At 40.4% G+C, this 23457-nt stretch carries 20 protein-coding genes; 11 read left to right on the top strand and 9 right to left on the bottom strand.

Translation table 11 applies throughout. The features are described from left to right. Positions 1-88 precede the first annotated feature (88 nt). Positions 89-490, bottom strand: a complete 402-nt coding sequence (locus BW716_RS07170) for a hypothetical protein (RefSeq protein WP_179091024.1) — start codon at positions 488-490, stop codon at positions 89-91. On the opposite strand from BW716_RS07170, the gene BW716_RS07175 reads away from it, so the two are divergent. From BW716_RS07175 to BW716_RS07185, 3 genes are all read left to right on the top strand, one after another. Beyond that, a complete protein-coding gene (locus BW716_RS07175) occupies positions 459-1622 on the top strand; it encodes a P-loop NTPase fold protein (RefSeq protein ID WP_179091025.1) in 1164 nt (387 codons plus the stop codon). The genes BW716_RS07170 and BW716_RS07175 overlap by 32 nt on opposite strands. Beyond that, positions 1579-1869, top strand: a complete 291-nt coding sequence (locus BW716_RS07180) for a hypothetical protein (RefSeq protein WP_083721848.1) — start codon at positions 1579-1581, stop codon at positions 1867-1869. The genes BW716_RS07175 and BW716_RS07180 overlap by 44 nt, the downstream gene beginning before the upstream one ends. A gap of 121 nt (positions 1870-1990) precedes the next feature. Then, positions 1991-2251, top strand: coding sequence for a hypothetical protein (locus tag BW716_RS07185; protein WP_083721849.1), 261 nt, complete (start codon positions 1991-1993; stop codon positions 2249-2251). A gap of 205 nt (positions 2252-2456) precedes the next feature. Here the strand turns inward: BW716_RS07185 and BW716_RS07190 are convergent, their stop codons facing one another. Genes BW716_RS07190 through BW716_RS07200 form a run of 3 tightly spaced genes read right to left on the bottom strand, consistent with a single transcriptional unit; the run spans position 2457 to position 11051 of the window. Beyond that, positions 2457-2900 carry a hypothetical protein gene (locus BW716_RS07190; RefSeq protein WP_083721850.1) on the bottom strand — a complete coding sequence of 148 codons (444 nt, stop codon included), beginning with the start codon at positions 2898-2900 and terminating at the stop codon, positions 2457-2459. A gap of 11 nt (positions 2901-2911) precedes the next feature. After that, positions 2912-7342 carry a DUF6443 domain-containing protein gene (locus BW716_RS07195; protein ID WP_083721851.1) on the bottom strand — a complete coding sequence of 1477 codons (4431 nt, stop codon included), beginning with the start codon at positions 7340-7342 and terminating at the stop codon, positions 2912-2914. Between the two features lie 10 nt (positions 7343-7352). Further along, entirely contained in the window at positions 7353-11051 is a 3699-nt protein-coding gene (locus BW716_RS07200; RefSeq protein ID WP_083721852.1) for a hypothetical protein, read from the bottom strand. A 301-nt stretch (positions 11052-11352) separates the two neighbouring features. On the opposite strand from BW716_RS07200, the gene BW716_RS07205 reads away from it, so the two are divergent. Beyond that, positions 11353-11697 (top strand): hypothetical protein, encoded by a 345-nt coding sequence (locus BW716_RS07205; RefSeq protein WP_143708768.1) that lies wholly within the window; start codon positions 11353-11355, stop codon positions 11695-11697. A gap of 260 nt (positions 11698-11957) precedes the next feature. Here the strand turns inward: BW716_RS07205 and BW716_RS07210 are convergent, their stop codons facing one another. Together BW716_RS07210 and BW716_RS37600 are read right to left on the bottom strand one after the other, a co-directional pair. After that, entirely contained in the window at positions 11958-12722 is a 765-nt protein-coding gene (locus BW716_RS07210) for a hypothetical protein (RefSeq protein ID WP_083721854.1), read from the bottom strand. Between the two features lie 197 nt (positions 12723-12919). After that, positions 12920-13099, bottom strand: a complete 180-nt coding sequence (locus tag BW716_RS37600; RefSeq protein ID WP_220388721.1) for a hypothetical protein — start codon at positions 13097-13099, stop codon at positions 12920-12922. Positions 13100-13557: 458 nt separating this feature from the next. Between BW716_RS37600 and BW716_RS38945 the strand changes: the two genes are divergently transcribed. After that, on the top strand, positions 13558-13797 hold the full coding sequence (locus BW716_RS38945; protein WP_368677458.1) for a tyrosine-type recombinase/integrase: 240 nt from the start codon (positions 13558-13560) through the stop codon (positions 13795-13797). A 276-nt stretch (positions 13798-14073) separates the two neighbouring features. Here BW716_RS38945 and BW716_RS07225 read toward each other — a convergent pair whose 3' ends face one another. Beyond that, positions 14074-14319, bottom strand: a complete 246-nt coding sequence (locus BW716_RS07225) for a transposase (protein WP_143708769.1) — start codon at positions 14317-14319, stop codon at positions 14074-14076. A 42-nt stretch (positions 14320-14361) separates the two neighbouring features. Here BW716_RS07225 and BW716_RS07230 point away from each other — a divergent pair, with 42 nt between their 5' ends. From BW716_RS07230 to BW716_RS07245, 4 genes are all read left to right on the top strand, one after another. Then, positions 14362-14721 carry a hypothetical protein gene (locus BW716_RS07230; RefSeq protein WP_083721857.1) on the top strand — a complete coding sequence of 120 codons (360 nt, stop codon included), beginning with the start codon at positions 14362-14364 and terminating at the stop codon, positions 14719-14721. Positions 14722-14890: 169 nt separating this feature from the next. Beyond that, positions 14891-15253 (top strand): lipocalin family protein, encoded by a 363-nt coding sequence (locus tag BW716_RS07235; protein ID WP_083721858.1) that lies wholly within the window; start codon positions 14891-14893, stop codon positions 15251-15253. Between the two features lie 183 nt (positions 15254-15436). After that, positions 15437-15634 carry a hypothetical protein gene (locus tag BW716_RS07240; RefSeq protein ID WP_083721859.1) on the top strand — a complete coding sequence of 66 codons (198 nt, stop codon included), beginning with the start codon at positions 15437-15439 and terminating at the stop codon, positions 15632-15634. A 457-nt stretch (positions 15635-16091) separates the two neighbouring features. Continuing rightward, on the top strand, positions 16092-18041 hold the full coding sequence (locus BW716_RS07245) for a beta-N-acetylglucosaminidase domain-containing protein (protein ID WP_083721860.1): 1950 nt from the start codon (positions 16092-16094) through the stop codon (positions 18039-18041). Positions 18042-18222: 181 nt separating this feature from the next. On the opposite strand, the gene BW716_RS07250 is transcribed toward BW716_RS07245, so the two are convergent. Both BW716_RS07250 and BW716_RS07255 read right to left on the bottom strand, forming a co-directional pair. Further along, on the bottom strand, positions 18223-18846 hold the full coding sequence (locus BW716_RS07250; protein WP_220388722.1) for a hypothetical protein: 624 nt from the start codon (positions 18844-18846) through the stop codon (positions 18223-18225). A 268-nt stretch (positions 18847-19114) separates the two neighbouring features. Then, positions 19115-20203: an FAD-dependent monooxygenase gene (locus tag BW716_RS07255; RefSeq protein WP_083721861.1), complete on the bottom strand. Its 1089-nt coding sequence runs from the start codon at positions 20201-20203 to the stop codon at positions 19115-19117. Between the two features lie 68 nt (positions 20204-20271). Between BW716_RS07255 and BW716_RS07260 the strand changes: the two genes are divergently transcribed. Both BW716_RS07260 and BW716_RS07265 read left to right on the top strand, forming a co-directional pair. Next, complete coding sequence (locus BW716_RS07260; protein WP_083721862.1) at positions 20272-21192, top strand: AraC family transcriptional regulator; 921 nt, start codon at positions 20272-20274, stop codon at positions 21190-21192. A gap of 54 nt (positions 21193-21246) precedes the next feature. Next, a complete protein-coding gene (locus BW716_RS07265) occupies positions 21247-23391 on the top strand; it encodes a TIM-barrel domain-containing protein (protein ID WP_083721863.1) in 2145 nt (714 codons plus the stop codon). Positions 23392-23457: the final 66 nt, after the last annotated feature.

A 23457-nucleotide genomic window follows, 5' to 3' on the forward strand; every position in this document is an offset into this window, starting at 1 on the left:
TACCTATGTTTTAAAAATATTTAGTGGGGGCTTAAGTGAGGATACCGTTTAACGGTAAGCTGTTTGTATTAACGGTAAACAGTAGCTGTTATTTCCTGATCCGTTGGGTATGCTGCCGGATATCTTCATCAATAAGGGCAACAGCACTGTCAAGGTGAAGATTCGTAAAATAAGGACGAATGTATTGGAGGTCTGCCAGCAATTGCACTCCGGCCTTGTGATCGGGTATTTTAACGTATTTCTTATAGATGTCTGAATTTTGCAGGGTGGTAAACTTTACCCCTGTCAGCAGGTGAGCCAGTCTTAATACATCGCTGATATTACCATTATCCCGGTGTTCTGTCTGGAAGCCTGCTTTTAGCAGGTAGTATAAGGTGAGCAATTGCCGGTAGCGGGTTGCTTCTTTGTCCGGTTCTTCTACAGCAGATGCCGCTGTCCTCCCGATTACAATAGGAGTTTTGGGCGATTGGGGAAGTGGTAAATCCAGCATATTACAAATAGTAAAGGAGGAATTCGATAAGGATGAGGACAAAGATTCCCTTTGCATATATTTTAATGGATGGAGCTTCGAGGGATACGATGATGCAAAAGCTGCATTGCTCAATTCAATTCTCAAAGAATTAGAAGACAACAAAAAGATTTCGGAAGAGATAAAAGATACAATTAAAAAAAAGGCAAAAAAACTATGGAAGTCTATTGATTGGATACGCGGCGCGGGTATGGTTATGAAAAATGTTGCGTTACCTGCGGTTTCTGCATATTTTGCCGGAGGTTTAAGTTTGGTTCCTTTTGCTATTCAAAAATTAGCTGAATGTGGAGACAATCCAGAAAAAATAATAGAAAAACTTCAATCGGAAGAAGGTAAGGAGTTATTTAAGTCATTTGTTAAAGAAGGGAAAGAGGAAGATAAAAAATCGATAAATGCTGTCGCTGAATTTAGAAATGATTTTTCAGACTTGTTGGCAGCGACCAAGTTTAAAAGATTAGTTGTTATAATAGACGATTTAGACAGATGTAGCCCAGAACGAATTATTGAAAATCTTGAAGCAATCAAGCTATTCCTGAATGTTCCCCAAACTGCTTTTATAATTGGAGCTGACCCTCGAATTGTAAAATATGCTATTGAACACAAGTATAAGAACAATAAAGAGATTGAGGAAGATAACAATAGGATCGTTATAGACTACCTGGAGAAATTAATCCAACTACCATATTCGCTACCCAGACTTTCCGAATCAGAGGTCGAAACTTATATATCCATGTTAATCTGTAAAAAAGAGATAGGGGATGCAAAGTTTGTAAATATAATTGAGGAATTTAAGAAGTATAGAATGGCTAATAGGTATTCTGCATTTGGATTATCGAACTTTGAAAAGATTTTAGATGCTGAAGAGTTCGGAAAGGTTAAAGACAGCGTAATTACAATTCCATCGTTAGTGCCACTAATTACCAATAGTTTGTATGGTAATCCCCGACAAATTAAGCGTTTTTTAAATACCTATACAATAAGGAAGCGACTTGCAGAAGTTGCAACCTTACATGGATTTAATGATGCCGTTCTTGCAAAGATGATGATACTTGAATATTCTGAACCCAAATTCAGGCAATGCCACATCAATTGATGATACTGCAGCAAAAGAGGCGACAAGATTATTATTAGAAGAATTAATCGGGCAAGCTGAATCGATTGATGAAGTGCAAGCTCAATTGCAAGAAACCTTTACTGCGAATACTTTGGAAGATATAATTATAAAATACTTCGGGTATTATATTAATGAACTCTTATCAAAATGGTTTTATGAAAATTTAATAAAAAACAAGAGCGAAGGCGACTGTGATAATTTTTTAATCAAATTAAAAATTTTATAGTCGAGAGGGTTAGTGATATGCATAAAAGAAACCCACTTCAAAATATTGATTGGAGTTCAGATGAAGCAGACAGGCTTGTAAAAAATATTCAGCAAGACATATTAACCGTATTTGAATAGTTATGAAAGTAGACGTAATTATTGATAATGCAGACTATGGCAAGTTTTCAAATTTTCAACTTTGCTATGTAAATAATGGGATGGACAAAAAGGTTACATTGTCTTTATTAGGTTATGAGAAAGTTTTTGACTTTACAAGAGATTTTGTTTCCGTAAAATTCGATTTACAGCTGTTTATAAAAAAACAATATAGTACAAATGATATCCTGCTCAGAAAATTGACTTTTGAGTTTATCATTTTAGCAGCCATAATAGTCTTGTAAAAAATATAATAATATAGGATACACCATGATGATTCCTATGATATACAAGAGCACTAAAATTGTTTGTTTTACTGAAGGGGCCATATATAAAGGTATTAAACGAACTCAACATTCGCATTCATACTTTCATTGTACTATAACATTTTAAACAAAGTAAATCTGACACGCTGAGCTTTAAAGTATAGCCTTCTCTATTAAAAAACAATTACTTAAATATCGTGTTTTGTTTGACAAATTCCACATTATCAATATCGGAACTCATCCGAACATCCGTAACTGCAACAAATTTCTTATTATCATAAATATTCATGATTCTTTTATCGGAATCCAATATAACGGTATTGCCAACTTTAATAGATGCAGGAACATATCCGTAAAATTCCGCGTCCGCTCCTTTTATTTTATAGGGAATGATCCCATAATTTGAACTGTCAGCGAATTCTTTTGTATTTGTATCCGTTATTTTAATCACAATAATACCATATGCATGGTTATGTGATCTGTTGTATGAAATTATTGTTCCGGAAAACCTTACATGATTTGTCAAAACCTGATCCTCTTTGGCATACTCTTTTGAGCTAATCCTAAACCAGATAAAAACAACTATACCAACAATTAAACATGTTATTATAAAGACCTTTGTTTGCATAACTATTCTTTTTATAGCCTACTTATATTATTATAACCATATTGCAAGATAGATGATTGAACTGGCGATATTGCGTTAGTTAACCTGTCCAGCCATCCTCTTTCAGAAGTTGGTTTCACATTATTCAGTAAGGTGGTCGTAGATTTTTGAAGCCCAATTGATAAGTAATTAGCCGCTCCACCAACTCCAACATTCACACCAATTGATAACCCTTTCCATCCTTCATGACGAGGATTCTTAGTAGAAGAAAATCCGGAGACTGACCCCCCCCCACCAACTATTGCCTTAATATCAGCTGACACAGAGACTGCATAGCTTTTGTCAGCAAAAGAAGCAGGATCTGTTTCTTTATGTGTATCATAAGCTACAAACAGGCTAATACCAGCATTTCCGCCAAAAGAAATCTGACCTCCTACGGATCCCCCCCTATGCCCACCAGCATACACGTAATTGTAATCAGAATACCTATTATCTGTAAAATTAACGACTGAAAGCTCCAGGCCATAGTTTACACCACCACCTACGGCATATCCAACATCAACATTTGATGTATATCCATAGGCAAAGTTATTAGGATTAACACTTTGTAATCCTAAATCCAAAGACCTGTTAGTAATGAGCGGAACAGGAACATTGATCACCTTGTCTTCCCCTGCAGTAAGTATCCGAATCTCCTTATTATCCAATCCTCTGAATACAATATCGTCCGGTTTCATTCCATCAGGATCAGAAAATCTAATGGGATTGTTGTAAGAATAACTATATGGACTCCATCTTCTCATTGAATCAGCTAATGGATCTAATCGCATCCATCGTCCTAACTGAGGATCCAGCATCCTTGCCCCATAGTTATACCAATCTAATCCACTTCCATCTCCGAACTCCTTATTCTGTAATTCCTTCCCATTATATTTCATCCTGTTCTCCGGATAATCAAGCCCTTTCAAGGCATTCGAACTTATCCCTGCCATCGTCAAACCAAACGGATAATAATGCGTTTCCTCCAACAATTGCCCTCCATTATGCACTATAGTCAGGTTATCAAAATAAACATCCTCCCCACTCTCATTACTGGTATAAATATACATAAACCCAGTCTTTTTGATCACCATCCTCGAAGTACCCAGCGTTTGTAACACATCCGGACTACCCTGCACCTGCTTCATACCACTATTATCATCTACCAGCGTAAAACCATCGTCAAATAAAACATAGTTCAGATAGGCTTTGGGCTTATCACTCAGGTTCTGGCTTGCATCCTTTTGCTTTAACTGATCATAATTGGTGCTAGTAAAATTCGTTACTATCGGTGATCCGGAACCAGTAGCGCCATGCACGCCATCTACGACCCCTGTACCACTAAATGCCTGCAATATAGCCGTCAACATAGCTGATGATGTTGAAGCCGATGTACTTGCGGCTGTAGTTTTATAAAATGCTTTTGCGCCCAGTTGAAGAGTATCCCCCGCCATCACCCTCAATACAATGGAAGGTCCTATCTTCTTGCCATTATTCGCATTTAGCAGTGCAAGGTAATCATTCGGACTAGTGGTGGCATCCGCAGGATAACCAGCAGGCTTCTGTGTCCGGGTATTATCAATATTGCTGAATAAGGCATTCTCCTTTGCAGCCGCTGCTGATTCCATTGTAGCCGCGTAGACACTGGTATCAGTTTTTGTACCTAAAACAATTCTTACGTTACCTAAATGATCCTTCTCAAAATAATCTATACCATAAGTAATTGCCTGCCCTTCTTTGTATACCGGCCGGATTCTTCCTTCTTCATGACTGCAGAACTGTAAGGTGTCATTATCATACACAAACGGACCTATATAATCGGTAAACCTGGTAATGGCCGGTGTCACTGAAATATCTGTTATTCCCTTTCTTATCCTGTTGCCTGCCGCATCATACTGATAGGTAATAGTGCCCTTATTCGTTACCTGGATCGTATCTGGAAGATTGAGATAATTATAATGAATGCTTGCTATGCTTTTATTCAGGTCCTGTGTAAGATTACCAATGGTATCATATTGATAATCCAGGCCTGCATTAGCATTCACAAAATCGCCCAGTTTTAATGTTGCAGTTACAGCCGGATCTGTTACTGCCAGCAGTTTATTACTGGTATCCCTGTATGTATAGGTTAGTTGATCAATCGGCTGGATCTTTGTTCCATTCATCCCTTTCTGCGTCATTGTTGCGATATTGCCATTTTCATCATAGGCCAGGTCACTGACTGAAAAATCTATCTTATCTTTTGACCATGCAGCACCATTGGTATTTTGCTGATTGAATTCAGCCCCTGTTAAGCGGCTTAATGGATCATATGTGTAACCATATGCACGGGCGATACCATCACCACCACTTTTCCACTTGTTGCCTGCTATATTGCCATTGTACTGACTGGCGCTGAATCCGTAATCGTAATTCAACTCCTGGCCAAACCAATTGCTGGTACTAGCTCCCGTATTTACATATACCTTATTAATACCTTGCATCCAACCCCGCAGGTGATATTCGTACTCCATATTATCCAGCTGAGTACTAGTACCCGTAACGCCTAAACGTCTTTTCTTCAAACGGCCCAACTCATCGTATGAATATTCTGCAATGGTCGTTTCCAGGCTGGCATTGTCATTCAGCCGCTTCCTGATACTGAGCAATCTTCCCCCATTGTCATACAGGTTCATGGTCAGTACCTTTGTTGCAGGCGTAGCGCCACTCCGCAGGTTGGTATGATTCAGATAAGTACTTAAGACCTTTCCTGTAAAATCATACAGGGAGGTAATGATGTCCTTTCCCCCTGCTACATTCTCTGTGATAGTTTGAATCAGCTTCCCTTTATCATCATAATAATTACTTGTTGTCAACCACTGTCCGGTTTCAATCACCTTTACTTTTGTACCCGTTAACAATCCGCCGGTATTAGTAGTTGGTGTTGATGGCAATGTTTCCGCATAGGGATTGTTCCCAGCCTGCGGTTTGCTGATATCTGCACTGACATAATCCAGTTTGCCTGCATACGTGTAATTATCATAATACATGTATTCCAATGGGGTCAATGCGCTTTGCGGTATATTAGGCAAAGGATTCACAACTGTTAATACCTCTGTACCTTTATTGGCAGTACCGGTGATTTCAGCTAAGAATTCTGTATTTGCGGTTGATTCAAATCCTGGTTGGAAAGTAATGGTATTAGAAGCCTGATAAAGGTTGCGTCCATCGTAATTGGCAACTACCAGATCGGCATCTCCTGGAAATGTATAGGTAAGCGTAGCTGTGTTTGCTGTAGCTGTATTCATCAGATCCTGCAAATCAGAACGGGAATTAGCAGCGCTGTACAATGCTTTCATAATCGCATGATTAAAACCATCATAGAACATTACCAGCCACTGACCATTGGATTTCTGATTCCCGTCTCTGGAAAACACCAATCTGTCACGTACGTCAAACACCATTTCTGTAGAATCGGCACCAGGGATCTTTTTAACAATCATTCTGTTTCGCTCGTCATAACGATAGATATAGCAAAGTTCTTTCACCACGTTGTTGGTTAAACTCCACTTACCTTTTATCGCCTCTACTCCTTTGGGAGAGATTACACAACGAAGATTTCCTATATCATCATACACATAATAGGTACATAACCACCCCACATGCGCCGTACCTGGCGTTGCCGCCAGCTGTACTTTTTTTAGTATCACCTGGCCTGCCATGTCTTTGAATTCAATGACCTTATTGCCCACCTCGTCAATTGTTAAATTTTTGGACAAGGTACCGGTAGCATACCAGCTGGTGCTTTTTACAGGTACTACGGTATTAGCTTCCATAGACCAGACACGGACGGAATCCGCCTCCGTATTTATCTGGTACTGGGTTTCAATAGGATGACTGCCTCCCTCTCTGGCCCAGCTATTACCTGCTGCATAAGATTTTAATGCTCTGTTCAAAGGAGATGCTTCATATTCTATACGGGAGTAGAAAATGCTCTCGCCTGCTGCTCCGGGATTCAATGAACTATTTTTATAAAATGTGGCCTGGCTATTGAATGGGTCCGTTTTAAATGTGCCACTGCCCTGCTGTGTATAGGGCAGGTAGCTGATCTGTTCTCTTCCATAAGCATCATATACAATCGGTGCAACCACATCATTACCTGCGGCACTACTCCCTCTGGATACTGTTTGTAGAGGTCGACCCAAACCATCAAAATATTGTGTCTTCCATTTTACTTCAGCAGTTGTACGGGCTGCAGCATTTACAACAGCAGTATCTGCCGTCGGCATATTAGGTTCCCTGGTCCTGACATAATTTATAGTCGACGTTGTATATGCCGCAGGAACTGCAGCCGGTGTTACTGTAGGACGACTGGTAGCTACTGGTGTCTGCGCCAGTGCCGGAAGGGAAATACCAGCTATGATCAGGGAAAATATCTTTCGCATGGGATGCAATTTATTTAGTGATAGGTTGCTGATATCCGTACTCAAATACCTTCAGTACATTACGATCTTTATCCCTGATGGTTTTTAATCGCATCAGGCCATCATATTCGTAATAATTGATCACGTTCCGGATATCGCATTGATTGATCAACCCTATCAGCGGGTCATAGGTAAAGGTGGTCATCTGTGCATTTACAGGGTACAGCCGCAGTTCATCGATCGTACCTGCTCCGCTCACAGTAATAGTACCACCGGATGGATTGGCAATTGTATGCTGATAATAGGTCCAGCCATTGGTAGAAGTGCCTGCTGTACCTGCGGCACCATTAACGGTAACGGACCCACTCTTCTTCCAGTAAGAAACGATATAGGTAGTAGTGGCGCTCAGACCAGTGCGGGAAATAGCTGTACCCAGTGTATAACATTTGCTGCCTGTAGGTGCAGTGGCATCTGCAACAGGGATACCTGTAAAGGTCCAGTTACCTTTGCCATCTGCTTCGAAAGAGGTGTAGGCAATGTCAGTTTGTGCACTGTTCATGACTTCTGCTACCGGGCGGGTGCCGCTGTAATCCCATATATAACTGAGCAACATATCGCCTTCTTTGCCTTGTTCTAATAGGTGACCGGTGGCATCGTACCCAGAGAAACGAATACGGCTTTTATATGCGCTGTTCTTTGTCATATTGCCAGCACCCAAAGCAGAAGGAGAAAATGCAGTAACAGGTACTGCTGTTTCGAGTGAATAAATTTGTTTGAATGTAGGTAGTGAGGTGTTAAATACATTATACTGTCCATCGAAATATTTCTTCGTGCCTGTACCAGTATATAATTCTTTATAGGATTCTACCGGTACTATTACATGTTTTGTCTGCAATAGTTTCAGACCCTGAGCGTCTGTATCTAAGTGGGTTTCTGAAGAAAGATCGCCATAGTCTCCGGGATATTTATAATATGTATTCAGGGTATCACCCTTTGATGTTGTGGTGCTTTTCTTTGTCATCTGATAATGCCCGTTTACATTATCATAGTAATAATTTTCGGTTTGTGTCAAACCGATGGTACCCGTCGCATCATAAGAGACCGTTGATTTATAATACAGCATATTGCGGGGAATATAAATCGGATACTGGTGGGCAAAAATCCTGAAATCCTGCTCACCACTATAACCCGGACTTAAGAGGTCACTCAGCCCGGATTGCGTCATCATTTGCCAAAATACACCGCCATTATCTCTCGTATACCGATATATTGAAGATGATACAGGAACAGTTACTCCATTCACTATTTTATAATAATTCTCAGCGCTTAGCTTTCCCCGGTCATCACCAGCTATCGCCGGCACTGGTGGCAAAACCGGGTTAACAAGATGTGGTCGATCCAGGGTCGAATTTGTACTTGCCATTGTTCCAACATTAATGCTACCGCCGGTAACATAGTTGTATTCACTGATGCCGTTTACATTGTTATTAGCATCAGTTTCACGAATTTCAACTTTTGAATATCCCGCATACGGTCCATACCTTGCATCTGAAAACGGGTAGATAGACTGACTGTGCAAATACCTGAACGCATTATAAATACCAATCCCCAATGGATCATAACCTTCTGCTGAAACATAGGTAGGTAAATCATCCATTGATACATCAGAATAAGTGTATGTTTTAGTATTAATATTGCCTGCTACCGGATCAGTATTTACAATTTTACTCACCCTCAGACCTGAGCCATATACAGGTGCGGTGACCTCTTCGCTCGTAGAGTAAGATTTCAGCACATACACTAAGCGCCTTATCTCGCAGGCATTAAAAAAGTCAGTAGTAGCCGCATCAAATGAGATATTATAAGTGCCCGCCTCCAATACAATCGTAGAATCGAAAACCTGGCTGGTACCAATAGATGTTGCTATTGGAATCCTTTTCAGGAATGAATTGTTTTTCTTCACTATAATATCCAGCGTATAAGGACTGAGCGGGTACGAAGATGGCCTGCTTACAATCGCCATGATCGACATTTTCTTACCTACCCAATTATTCCCTACGGTAAAGTTTCCGCTTGCATCCACAAATCCACCGGTGTTAACGGTAGAAGAGCCTCCGGATTTATACAACTCGCTACTTTCGGTATGCCAGGTGACGACGGTCTGCGTTTTCACATATTGGTTCGTCTCATAAGTAAAGTCAGTCGTACCACCTGTTGGATACTTAATCGTCTTTAGTATATTGGCCTGGGTAAAGTTCGGATTCGCGTTCCTGTTTCCTCCAGGCACTTCTATTGGATATGGATAGGTAGTAAGATACACAGTAGCCGGCGGTATAAGCGTTGTATTAGAGGCTCCGTTAAAATACCCCCAGTGATCCACTGCTAATGATAATTTGTGCGGCAGATTCTGCGATTCATTATAAGTAAATGTAAACTTCTTATTGTTACTGGTATCTTTTACGTCTACCTCTGTTATGGATTGTAATTTCAGTCGTTTATTCTGTTGATCTGTTGTAAATCCGCTTGTGTACAAGCCAGAATATGTACCTGAGTAAGCGACATCTGCATTAAAATACGCATTGTTTTCAAGCGTCATTTTCTTCACCAGCCTGTTATTGAGGTCGCGTACCTCCATTGCGTAAAGCCGGCGACTATTTATCAGGTCCAATCGCACACTATCATAAAGGAAATTTACATAACCTGTACTGAATTTAATCGTGTCAATATTTACCCTTTCATACTGTGAATAATAAGCATCTATTTTCAGTGTTTCCTGTTGTGTATGGGCGGACATATTACCCACCCGGTAAATTTCAGAAACATTCGGTAATTCGCTGATAAGCTTTTTGTTATCAAACAAGTATTTGAAATCTATCTGACCATAGGTAGGAGAAATTATCTGGGTCAACATCCAGGTATTTGTATTGGGAACAATACCTACTGTAGAAGCTGCACCTTTACTGGAATAACTCATCTGACGCTGTCTGAAATAATATTGTACGCCATTTTCATCCGTCACCTTCCAGTTGGGTGTCGTACCTTCCGGCAGCACTTCAATCTTCAACGCACCATCACCCAGTACAACCGGCTGGAAGTTATTATCAAAAACAAACTTGTAGGATTTGGTGCCCAGGTTGATCATATACAGGTCGGATGAATAATCAGGTCCATCCCCTATATAACCAAGAGTAAACCGATTATAATAATTGGTAATTACACCTTTTTTAGGCAGGGCTAAACCAGTATATATTGCATTTGCACCTAAAAATGTAATCACGTTAAATTCACTACCCCACATGTAATACCAACCATTCAAACTGTAATACGGTGATTTGGTTTTTAAAATGCTATCAGGCGGATCTGGCAAATCTGAATAGTTCAATTGAAAGCCTCCCGGGAAATCAGGTTTTCCCCTCACCATACTTACAATAGAACCTGTTGCATTTAATGCCCATCCTAATCCTACCTCACTGGCATCCTCCTTCACCTTGATACCACCAGCATGGTACTGCAAACTAATAGGAAAATCCAGGGTACCTTCCTGAATAGTGTAAAAGGGTATGGATATAGACGGAATACCTGTAAAATTGTCTACAGGCGTCAACCCAAACTTTCCTATTGCCGCCACCTCTGGTGCAGGAGGAGTCAGTACCTGCAAATCTATTCCTTGCTGCGCACAGACATAGTGTCCAAATGACAATAATAAGCTGAAACATAGTATTTTCTTCATACGTGTATAGGAATTTCGTTCCTTACCCAAAAAGACTTTACGGTAAACAATGACTATTTAATATTGTGAATTGACGAGGTACAGCGTCCAGGAATTTATAGTGTATGTATTCGGGTTAATTCTCAATATTATCATAAAAGTACTAAACGAACTCAAGATAAGCATTAACACCTTCGTTGTATAGCATACCTGATCCTCGTAATGCCTACCTGTCCGTGGTCATGCACCTGACTTTAGGCCGGCTTCGAAAGTTTTACGAACAACAGCCTCCTGTCAGGATCACTTCCGCCTGGCCGGCCACTTGAAAAATCCAGCTGCCTCACCAGCAGCAGCCTTTCCAGTTAGGTTAGAAGAGGATTTATCAAGACTAACCTTTAATTATTTGCACAAGATTGGTACGATGGAAAATAGCGCCGACTCAGTTATTGGATTATTTACTATTTCTCTATCAAAAGGGAATATTAACCAATTAAACTCAATATTTAAAACTGAATATAGTTTGCCAGGTAATAATAAGAATATATTGAAGCCACAAATTGGCAACATAGAAATATTTCCAAAATCCTTCAATATTTCCAATAGTCCATTTATACAGCTTTTGAAATTTATGGAAAATGTTATCTACCTGGATTTTATTAAAAATTAAGTGGTGAAATGTGAAAATTTATCTACATGATTTGGTATTTTACAGTAAATTTTCACTTACATCCAATTAAATGAGTTGAAAGCAATTTACCGCACAACTATTAGAATTCAGCAAGTAAGAAGCATTTTCGTCCTCCGGTCGTCCCGACTAAAATTTATGAGGGCCTTCAAGTCATTGTATTTGAAGGCCCTTTTTAGTTCGCAGTATTCTTGTTGTTTTGACTTAATTAAGGAAGCTTTTTCCTTATTCCTGTGGTTTGGTTATGATTGATTAAATGGAATAATATTATTGTCAATTAATCTTTGTCTTGATGTATCGGCATATTTGTGTGCAAATGTTTCTTTTTCAATTTGTGAGATTTTGAAATAGTGGCTATCTCTTAATTCCCAATTTTCTATTGGTTCGTCTTCAATCGTTGGGTGTTCTACCGTTTGTAAATAATGCACATAATGTCCAAATTCGTGAAGAAGTGTTCTATAGAGTTGCGTGTTTCGGACATTTTCAAGTTTGTAGTCCGCTGTAAAAAATCTTTCTGCTTTTTTTATAGGATGGCCGTCAGCTATTAATCTTTCAAGTTCTCTTTGGGAGTCAATCGAAAGTTTTTTTACCCACTTGAATTTTTTGCTGTAGTCAACAGCTTCTAAAATGATTGCTGGGAAATAATCATTTTCAAATTCGTATGAATAAACAAGTCTTCCCCACACAGGTGATAGGATTTCTTCTTTTCTTTTAGGTTGACGAAGGATGATGAGTTTTAAGTTTCCATAGTCAGAAGGTGCAATTTGCTCAATAATCTTTTCAATATCATTAATAGAGCAAGCGTGTTTGGATGATTCCCTTGTTTGCTCAATTACAAAAATAAAATCATGTCCATTAATTGTTCTTTCTAACTTTTCGTAGTTGCCAAGTCGTTCAAAAAAAGTTTTGGAAATTGCACATATCTTTGGAATTGTCAATTTATTATTCTGCCCATGTCCCTGTTTAGGAGTTCCTATATTTCTATTTCGTCTTGTAGCGTTATACATGGGTAATTATATTTTTTCATTGAGTATGCCATTAAACCGTTCTTTGCTGGTAGACGTTACTGTTACTAATTCAAAATTCTCATTGTTATGGATCTTGATTCCTGTTATCGACTCATATTCTTCAATTGCCCGGTCTTTTATCTGTATTTTGCTGCGACCAAATATGTGCCTATTGTTACCGTCTTTCTTAATTCCTGTTATCCAATAAATATCCCCGGTTTCAATATCATGGCAACCTCCATGCACATTTCCATTAAATGCATGATCATTATGTAAGTGGTTCTTCCGGATTTGGAAAACTCAACATATCCAATCCAGGCCGGACCGTCATCGTTGTAACCTGATTTAAGTTCTATATATCTTGATTCTTGTTTCATGGTTTAGGGTTAAAATCTTTAGCTTGGCAAATTAGAAAATAATACTCGTTCAATCAAGTTTTGAATTTTATTTTATGTGTTATTTGTTGAATTTCCAATAAACCTTTTATGAGGTGGTTAGACATTTGTCCATCCTTCCCGACTGAAAAAAGAGAACCCGCTCTGAGAGCGGGTTCTCTTTTTTATTTTTAATCTATGTTGTTTGTAAGTAACTCATTATCAAATATTATAAGTTCGAATCCCATTTAATTAAATTGTACGCTTATTGACTTAAAGGGTGTAAAGGCTAAATGAAGATGAGGATTTATATTGGGCGAGTGGACGACTTTGGTGTTCAGCTTATCGTAAGAAGTCTGAGGAACTTTAAGCTATTCTTTTTTTAACCAGCAGTAAAAATCACTAACAGATATAAAGACATCCCAGACCCACAAAACAACTGAACAATAATCCCTAAATTCATCAACCAGGAAGTCAATAGGCATCATAAAATCCTGGCAGAAATTTGTGGAATAAAAAAGATGCTTACTTTTCATTTGGACAGACACACCTTTGCAACTACGGTTTGTTTAAAGAAAGGTGTTCTACCCGAAGCCGTTCAAAAGCTTCTAGGGCATAAATACGAATCCCAGACAGTTAGATCTTTTCTTCGTGTGCAGTATACATTACAGAATGCGCAGCGGAAGACGCAGCGGGTTTAAATAATATTCTTATTGATAATGCCCTTTTTTAAATGATTTGACGTCATTATTTAAAATTATTCTAATTATTAAATTTAGCTTTTCTTACTTTTGTTTAGTGATTAGTTATATGTTGCCCTATAATTATAAGCCTATATCTTAATTACCCAGATAAGTTTATATAGTATTTGCAACAAGCCTGCTATGCAGCCCATTATAATTAGCAACATTGTTCAGGTGACGTTGAAATTGACATTGTAGTAAACTTTCCACAAGACGATATATATATGAGTAGAATTACCCATTTAGCTCTCGTAAAGTTAAAAATAAAGGAGCAGCAGCAACCATCCTGGATAAAAGTTTGTGCATTATACTGCCCAAATGATTTCTTATGTTAAATCGGAAATGAAATTCATTTAAGTATGCCTGCATATGATTTTCAGAAACACGATGATGAATGCCTCTTAACCAACCTTTAAAATTCATGATATGAGTATGTAAATGAGGAAAATTTTTGCCATTACCAGATTCTACTTGCTCCAATCGTGAAAATATATTCTTTAGTGGAGCATAACCAAGAGCGGGTTGACAGCGGCACAGACCTATATTGTTTCTTATTGGAGTAAAACGGGTTCAGCTACTGTTAATGGAGCAACAGCTTCTTCTTCTTTCAGCAAAAAAGGATGGAATTATTTTGAGCATAAAGTAACAGGTGTGGCATCTGTAACTGTTACTGGTAGCCTTACTATTGATGAGTTGAGGCTTTATCCTGCTGATGCGAAGATGACCACGAATACTTATGATCCACTGGTGGGGATCACAAGTCAGTGTGATCCAGCTAATCGGGTAGCTTATTATGAATATGATGGAATTGGTCGGTTGAAAGTTCTGAGAGATATGGATGGTAATGTGCTAAGAGTGCATGATTACCAGTATAAAAACTAGTTTTAAATCATCTCTAAAACAAACGTCTTCGGATTTTTTGGAGGCGTTTGTTTATAGCAATTTTATGCTAACAAATTTTCTACCGGTTTCCTCAAAGAATACTTCAACTCATAAATTTGTGAAGATATTAATTGTGATTTCAGTAACTTAAAGTTTTAATGGAAATTGTATGATAAAATATTTCGTTCTTTTAGCATTGGTTCCATATTTTCAAGTAAGTATAGTAGGAACTTATATCCAACAAAAAGGGGAAAGTGGTATGGATGGCGATAGCGAGGACTGGACGTTGACAATAACCGGGTATGGAAAATTTAAATATCATTATCACAGCTTCTCTGGTCTGGTTAATTATAACTATAATACAGATGGTCACTGGACTTTGAGAAACGATACGTTAATGCTGGCAGCATCAAAGGATGCGTTTTTTGTGAAATTTGTTACGAAAAATGATAAGTTGGTACCTATTCAAAGTATTGTTTTTCAGAATAAAAATTTGCATAATTTGGATTCACTGAGAAGGACAAAAGAATAGAGTCGTCGTACAGTATATTAGTCCGCAGCAATCCACAAACAGAGGAAATTATAAAGAGGACCCACCTAAAGAAAATACAACTTCTCATAAAAGCAACAGTAATGAATTGTATATTCTGAAAAAATGTAAGAGTATGTTTAAAGAATCAGATTTTGACAAAGGAAACCGGATGCCCTGCCTTCAATGGATATTGTATATTCTGCCCTTACAAAGCGGGAGGCACCGTTTGCACAGGATGTGTATGATCTTGCTACGTGGTATGCGATTACTCCATTGAGCGAGCAATCGGTAGCAGAAGGGGGTGTGCAGTATATTCCTGATTTTACAAGGGGCGCATGGATAAACCGGAAAGCTAATTTTGCATTGGATAGGGAATGGTGAGTTGGACGTTTAATTGTAAGGAGATTATTGGGAAACTCATTCGGATAGCGTAATCGCCAGGTGATAAAACAGAATAGGCCGTTTCATAAATAAATGGGGCGGCTTTTCATTTTCTATATTTATATCGCCCTTTTAGGTGCATGTCAGAATATCAGAATAAATACCTATTAGCTTTCCGGATAAAGATTATTTTATTGATAAAAAGGGCCAGGTACCCGTTTTTTTAGACAATTTCCTTTCTAAATTTTATAGATTAAACACAATCACCATTTTGAACAAATTCTCGGAATTAGCTTTAAATTTCTACAAATTCCGCTTCGAAAGTCGCCGTAATTACACTATAATCACCATTGAATATACTTTCTTACCAAAAGCACCTTAATTACCCTCTTCATTTCATTCCTGCCATTCCAATTATTATCTTTCCGCCATTACAGGTCTTAAAATTGAATATAAAATGAAAACGTTATTCACTTGTTTAACTGTGGGGATGTTAGGTTGCAGCACTCTTGTTGCGCAAACAGTTCAACCGAATAACCAGGTACCTGCACGACCTGCTACGTTGCCGGCCATTTATCCGGCCCCCGTATCTATCGCGCTGGGAAAGGGATCTATCATGCTGGGTAAATCAGTTACCCTGGTTGCACCTCCGGGTATTGATACGGAAACTACAGCCCTGGTACGTAGCATACTTACGCAGGCGGGCGTTGAAACCATCACAACGGCAAAACAGCTGCCACAGGCATTCGAAGGTACACACATCGTACTCGGTACCGGCGATGCGGCGATCGTGCGCACAGCACTCACGAAATGCGGTGCTGTAGCAGACAGTAATACCGAAGGCTATACAATCGCCAGTGTAGCGATAGCCAACGGTGCACTCATTACGCTTGCCGGCCACGATGCGGATGGTTTGTACCATGCAGCACAGACTTTCCGGCAACTGGCACAACGCACTGCCATTCCGGCACTCGTGATTAAGGACCATCCTTCTATGCCTATCCGCGGCACCATCGAAGGCTTTTATGGTAAACCATGGTCAATGACAGATCGGGAGAAACACCTCGAATTCCTCGCTACTGTCAAAGCAAATACCTATGTATACAGTCCAAAAGACGATCCATATGCAAGGGATCGCTGGCGCGATGCTTATCCTGCAGCGACTTTAGCTGAATTGGGTAAACTGGTAGCGGTAGCCAGCAAGAACCATGTCAACTTTGTGTATGCCATTTCTCCGGGTCCCACTGTGTGTTTCTCTGATTCAAGCGATCTACATCAGTTGGAGCGCAAGTTCAGTGCCCTTCGTTCAATTGGTGTTCACAGCTTCTATGTGGCCCTCGATGATATTGAATATACCAAATGGAATTGTGACCTGGACAAAACCACTTTTGGCCCTTCAGGACCAGAGGCGGCGGGTATTGCGCAGTCTCGTTTGCTGAACGCATTGCAGGCCAATCTTAAAAAAATCGATCCGACAGCACCTCCGCTCATTATGGTGCCAACAGAATATTATGATGCGAAAGAAAGTCCGTACAAAGCTGCATTAAGGAAAAATCTTGACTCGCAGGTGGTCGTACAATGGACTGGCACCGATGTCGTACCACCAGCCATCTCCACTGGGGATGCACGTGCAGCGACAAAGGCATTTGGACGCAAGACACTGTTATGGGACAACTACCCGGTAAATGATTACGGGGAATCTACTGGCCGGTTGTTGCTTGCTCCTTATGTACGACGCGAAGCCGGCTTATCAACAGAACTGGCGGGTATCCTCTCTAATCCAATGAATCAGGAAGCACCGAGCCGTGTTGCTGTAACCGGAGTAGCTGCTTTTGCGTGGAATGACAAAGGGTATGATGCAGAACGTATCTGGCTGGCTGCGGCACGCGAGCTGGCAGGTGGTGATGAGCAGGCCACAGCTGCGTTGCTGACCTTCTTTGATACCCAACATCTGGCGCCAACTTTTGGTAGTCAGCCATGGCAGGTACAGGCGCCCAAACTGAAGGCGATGCTCGATGGTGTACGTGACGCCATTGCAAATGGAGACATTGCCACCCGTCATCAGGCCATTGCCGACCTGGTACAGCGTGCTGCAGCGTTCGCAGGGGCGCCGGATATTATCAGGTCAGGAACTGTCGATACCTCTTTTGCGCAGGATGCACGTCCGTGGCTGGATGCGATGCAGTTATGGGGAAGAGCACTACAGCTGACTGCCGCAGGATTGGATGCTGCTGATCATGGAAGTGCCTCAGCGGGTCGTTATTTTGCCAATGCTAAGAAATTAGCAGCTGAAGCTGCTGCTTTGCAGACGATCCCTGGCGCTACCCGTTTTGGTGGTCCGATTAAGATTGCGGATGGTGTGCTGGATGTGTTTGTGGCGGATGCTCCGAAGCTGATTGCGTATTAATTTAGTTGCAGAAAATAGGTACCGGGCAAATCAATGCATGTATTGGTTTGCCCGGTTTTTATTCAGGCTGCTTGCAAGTTAGTAAACTTGTTAGCAATTATTAAGGCTTATTAGAATAGAAGGACTGCATACTGCAAAAGCGAGTTTTCTAAACGGAACCATTCTTTTATAGTTAAAAATATTATTCATTTCGCGTCATCAATTTCGCAATTTCCTCACTCTCTCCCACTCCCATTTTCTCGAGAGCTTGTTGTATTCGCTTTTCAAAATTCTCCTGCTCTAATCTGATTTTCTTTAATTCTCTTTGCAAATCTGATTTGGAAATAGTGATCAACAACGAAATCTTTTCCATACTCTCAGTGTAATCGGAAATTTCAATCACCTGAGAAGCTGGTCTGTAATAAACCCATGGATGTCCTATCCATAATTGCTTCCACTCCCCTTCAGGCGCTTCCAGCATATCTTCCCAATCTGTCAAATTCCCAATATCACCACAACAGTTAGGCTTTATGTAAAACTGATCATTCTCTATTAATGCAATTCCTCCACATAATTTTCCCACCTGATCTTCATACGTTTCCATTTCCACCTCTTCAAGATGTTTTTTTATGATTTCTATCAATTCATCATCATTAATACTTGTGATATCCACTAAATAACTGTCTTTCTGAATGGCTTGTAATCTTCCCAGGTTTCGGTTTGAGAGGCATTCAGTCCAAAACCGGATACGATCTTCGGGTACTTCCTGAATATCGGTCTCTAAAAAGTCAAAAGGGTTTATTTCAATTGTATTTATTAGTCGCACTTGTTTTTGAATGAATGAAGTTTGATTATTATTACTTTGATGTCATTCTATGTTTATTAAAATAGGTATTCCAAAAACTAATCCCCGGAAGTAACTCATTATATTCTTTAAATAGAATAACCCTAATATACACTTTTAAATAGGAAAACCCGCTCATTTAGCGGGTTTTCCATTATACTACCTGCATATCTTATGCGTACTCTTCAACCACACTCACCAAATCATTATCCAATGAATTTACATTTCTACCTTCTAATCTTTCTGTATATTACAAAAACCGTTCTATAGCTTCCTGAATACCTTCTTCTGTTTCCGGCACCAACCAGTTCAACCCACGGGTAATCCCTGCCTGCACACCTTCTACAAAAGGCCGGTAACTGTCATTGTATTTCGCAAATGCACTATTGTAATCCTCATTTGCATGCAATGCATGCGCAATAATACTAGCCCCCAACATCGCCAGACTCGTTCCCATGCCTGTTGGAAAACCCGTTGTATACGCAGCATCACCCACCAATGCCACACGACCATTTGTCCACGCTGGCATATGGATCTGACACACTTCGTCAAAATATAAATTGTCCGAATTTATCATCGCATCCAATATCTCCGGTATTTTCCAGGAACTATCTTTGAATTTATCTTTCAGGATCTGCTTATGCTGCGCATCATTCTTATAATCATACGGCAACTTTGGCGACCTGAAAACTACAAACGCATTCACTATATTCTTAAATGGATACAGCGCCGCCAATTTGCCTGGTTCACGGTATATCAACGCTCCGGTTCCAGCTTTCAAAAGAGGTGCTTCTACTATTGCAAAATAAGCACCGAAGAATTTTGAATACTTTTCCTCTTCCCCAAATACAAGTTTCCTTACAGATGAATGCGTACCATCCGCCCCAAATACAAAATCAAATTCCCTGGGCGCTCCTCTTTGAAAAGTAACTTCAATGCAATCTTTGTGCTGCGTGATTGTCTCAATTTTATTATCAAAAATCAGCTGAACATCCCCAACAGGAATATTCTCATACAATATATCCACCAGGTCATCCCTGGTAATCTCAATATCCCCACTATATTCCGCCTGTGCATTGATCGAAAAACTAACAATAGTTTCATTATCAGCATTCACAATTTCATCTGTATGCACCAGCTCTTTTGCCTTGATCTTATCCAATATACCCATCTCTTCCGCCACCCGCAATGCATCACCCCGCACATCAATAGGAGAACCGCCTCTCCTTAACCCTTTTGATATCTCAATCACCGTCACTGCATATCCAAAATGATTTAGCCAATAGGCTAATGAGAGGCCTGCTATGCTCGCTCCCGATATTAATACCTGCTTTTTCATGTCACAAAAATGGATGTATCTTTATAAATAAAATAGCACGATAACTACTAAAAATAGTCGTAAAAATTATGTCAACTCAACAAGACTTCCTTCAATTGTTTGATAAAATAGGCTATAACGTAGGTACTAATTACATCCAGAATGTAGACATTCACAACTATAAAAGCTTTGACTTTTTCCCCGACCTGGTCATGTTCTTTGCCGCTTATACAGTAAAGAAAACCTTCTCCCGCCCCACAACTGCACCAAAATTCATTAAAAACAGTATCTGCTTTTTCTTTAATAATCCATTTGACAACGATCACTCAAACAAAGATGAAAAGCCGTTCATACGCGTATTCCCATCTACCTGGACCTATACCAGCACTTTCAAAAAAGATTCCCGCGTAAAGACCGTCTCCGTGCTGATCAGTGCGGAGTATTTAAAAGGATTCCTGAACAAAGATGCAGACCAGTTCCAATATCTCTTCGACACCAGCAATGACTTCTTAATAGAAGAGATCATGACGGATGATATTGTCCGCACGATTAACGACATTGTAAAAAAAGACCCCCCTGGCATCTTATCCGACTACCACTACAAACTAAAAGCGATGGAACTGATCTTCCATCTGTTTAAAAGCCTGAGCAAACGCGAACAATCCGTTCACCAAAAATTGAGCGACAAAGACGTTAAATCCATTTACAAGGTCCGCGATAAGATTATTGCCTCTTTAGACAAACCCACTGCTATTACCGAGCTGAAACAAATTGCTGAAATGAATGAACTGAAAATGCGCAGGATCTTCACCCAGGTTTTCGGCATGGGGATTTATGATTATTATCAGCATTTCAGAATGCAGGAAGCGGCAAGACTAATCCGCGAAGAGAAACTATCCGTGTCTGAAGCCGGTTACCAGATAGGCTTTGAAAACCTCAGCCATTTTTCCAGAACATTCGAAAAGTACATCGGCCAAAAACCTAAAAAATACGCTCAAAAAATTAGTTAAACCGGTTTAGCAAAATATTTTATACCTTTCGCCCCACTTATACCACACGAAAAAATGAAAAACAAGATGCTATTGCTGCTCCTTGCAATGCAGGCAGCAGTTTTTACCACGAATGCTCAGGTCAGAAAGGCCCCCAACGGGATCATTGTGAATGCAGGCGGCCATCAGGTGGGACTATTTACCACTAACAATGCAGCCTTTTGTCTCAGCTTAAACGGAGAAATTATTAAGAGCACTTTTATCGAATCCAGTAACAGTGCATCCTCGCCGTACACCGTAGTTTCGACCCCTCCGTTATATGGGATCAAAACTGCCTATGGCCAGTTAACGATCAATACCACGACCGGTGCCTGGTCATTGTATGATGCAAAAGGTCAGCCGCTGATAGAGAACGGTACCTACCGCTTTACCGATACTTCGGTTGAGATTGATCATACTACGCAAGGCCTGCTGTATGGCGCCGGCAATATCTCTTCCAAAGACCTTACAAAAAGCCAGTCCGGTTCTGCTGTAGGCAATGGCGTAGCTGGCATTCCTTATCTTTGGAATACGACAGGCTACAGCGCATTTGGTGTTGCTGCCAATGATAATCAACCAGCTAGCTGGACCAAAGATCACCACCTCCTGGCATGGAAATTCCCATCTAAAATCGCCAACCTATACCTCTGGCCTGCCAGCACCATTTACGATGGTGCCAAAAGTTATATAAAACTTACCGGACAGCCCAAACTTCCGCCCAGATGGGCTTTTGGCTACCTGCAAAGTCAGTGGGGATGGGAAGACAGCACCTATATATCCAATGTGCTCACTAAATTCCGGGCACATCATCTACCTGTAGACGCCTTTATTTTTGACTTTGAATGGTACACCACTACACCTGACTATACTGTACCTAAAGAGGGGCAGAAAGGTTATAGTGATTTCACTTTCAATCCAAAACTGTTCCCCCATCCGGCCAAACAGATAGCAGATATGAAAGCGCAGGGCGTGAAGTTTATCGGTATCCGCAAACCAAGACTGGGCAATGATCAACGACTGGATACTGCCAGAAAAAACGGTTGGCTTATGAACCCACATACGGATAGCCGCGACCTGAACTTTAGCAATGCAGAGCTGCGGAAATGGTTTGAAGACAGAACAAAACCTATGCTACAGGCAGGTGTAGATGCATGGTGGGATGATGAAGGCGAATCTTACTATACCTGTTATTATTGGTGGAATACCGCCCAATACAACTTACTGTCAACCGTACGGCCTAACTACCGCCACTTCACGATTAACAGGGCATTTAGCCCCGGCAATCAACGCTTTGGCTATTGTACCTGGGATGGCGATATACAGTCTTCCTGGTCCTCACTGGCCGATGTACCCAAAGACCTGTTGAACTTCAGTCTTGCCGGCATGTACTACGGCGCCTGCGACATTGGTGGTTTCCACGGCACGCCGGAAAAAGAGACTTTGGTACGCTGGTTTCAGGCAGGGGTTTTCTTCCCTATCATGCGTTCTCATTCAGATATCGGTACTACTGCCCGCTTCCCGTTTTTGTGGGGGGATGATGGCGAAGCGGCCATACGCAAAGCGCTGGAACTGAGATACCAGCTGCTACCTTATACTTACAGTCTCGGGCACGAAGCATACAACAATGGCGCTCCTATTATGCGGCCACTGGTGATGGAGTTTCCGACCGATACGACTGTTGTGAATATGACGGATGAATGGTTGTTTGGTAAAAGTTTATTAGCGGCACCTGTATTAAATGCAGGTGGTAAACGGAGTGTGTATTTACCTGCTGATACGTGGTATGATTATTTTAGTGGAGAAAAAATTACAGGGCCAAAGAAAATTGCAGTGGATAAGCAACTGGATGAGATCCCCGTATATGTGCGGGCGGGCACGATATTGCCCCTGAGTCCTGTTGTGCAATATTCAGAACAGGCTACTGCTGCACCGCTTGAAATACATGTTTATCCGGGTAAAAACGGGAATTTTAATATGGTGGAGGATGATGGGACTTCTTACAATTATACCAAAGGGGCTACCAGAACAACGGCGTTTTTATGGGATGATGCGACGAAGACTCTTAGCTGGAAAGTAAGTGGGGGGTATGCAGGTAAGTATGCTTACAAAATGATAAAGGCTGTTGTAGGGAAAGAAGAGAAAAGTGGGATGATAGGGAAAGCGGGCAAATTGAGTTTTTAAATAAAGATTTTACCAATTGGGATGAAACCCATTTTGAGAAAAACATAGAGCGTGTATTCTATGTTG

Origin of the sequence: [Flexibacter] sp. ATCC 35208 (assembly GCF_001975825.1) — a bacterium.
Taxonomy (GTDB): Bacteria; Bacteroidota; Bacteroidia; order Chitinophagales; family Chitinophagaceae; genus Chitinophaga.

Bases quoted from the DNA above. Each gene is read 5' to 3' on its own strand.
- BW716_RS07170 (WP_179091024.1), bottom strand. From the start codon at position 490: ATGCTGGATTTACCACTTCCCCAATCGCCCAAAACTCCTATTGTAATC.
- BW716_RS07185 (WP_083721849.1), top strand. From the start codon at position 1,991: ATGAAAGTAGACGTAATTATTGATAATGCAGACTATGGCAAGTTTTCA.
- BW716_RS07190 (WP_083721850.1), bottom strand. From the start codon at position 2,900: ATGCAAACAAAGGTCTTTATAATAACATGTTTAATTGTTGGTATAGTT.
- BW716_RS07195 (WP_083721851.1), bottom strand. From the start codon at position 7,342: ATGCGAAAGATATTTTCCCTGATCATAGCTGGTATTTCCCTTCCGGCA.
- BW716_RS07200 (WP_083721852.1), bottom strand. From the start codon at position 11,051: ATGAAGAAAATACTATGTTTCAGCTTATTATTGTCATTTGGACACTAT.
- BW716_RS07210 (WP_083721854.1), bottom strand. From the start codon at position 12,722: ATGTATAACGCTACAAGACGAAATAGAAATATAGGAACTCCTAAACAG.
- BW716_RS37600 (WP_220388721.1), bottom strand. From the start codon at position 13,099: ATGAAACAAGAATCAAGATATATAGAACTTAAATCAGGTTACAACGAT.
- BW716_RS07235 (WP_083721858.1), top strand. From the start codon at position 14,891: ATGATAAAATATTTCGTTCTTTTAGCATTGGTTCCATATTTTCAAGTA.
- BW716_RS07240 (WP_083721859.1), top strand. From the start codon at position 15,437: ATGGATATTGTATATTCTGCCCTTACAAAGCGGGAGGCACCGTTTGCA.
- BW716_RS07245 (WP_083721860.1), top strand. From the start codon at position 16,092: ATGAAAACGTTATTCACTTGTTTAACTGTGGGGATGTTAGGTTGCAGC.
- BW716_RS07255 (WP_083721861.1), bottom strand. From the start codon at position 20,203: ATGAAAAAGCAGGTATTAATATCGGGAGCGAGCATAGCAGGCCTCTCA.
- BW716_RS07260 (WP_083721862.1), top strand. From the start codon at position 20,272: ATGTCAACTCAACAAGACTTCCTTCAATTGTTTGATAAAATAGGCTAT.
- BW716_RS07265 (WP_083721863.1), top strand. From the start codon at position 21,247: ATGAAAAACAAGATGCTATTGCTGCTCCTTGCAATGCAGGCAGCAGTT.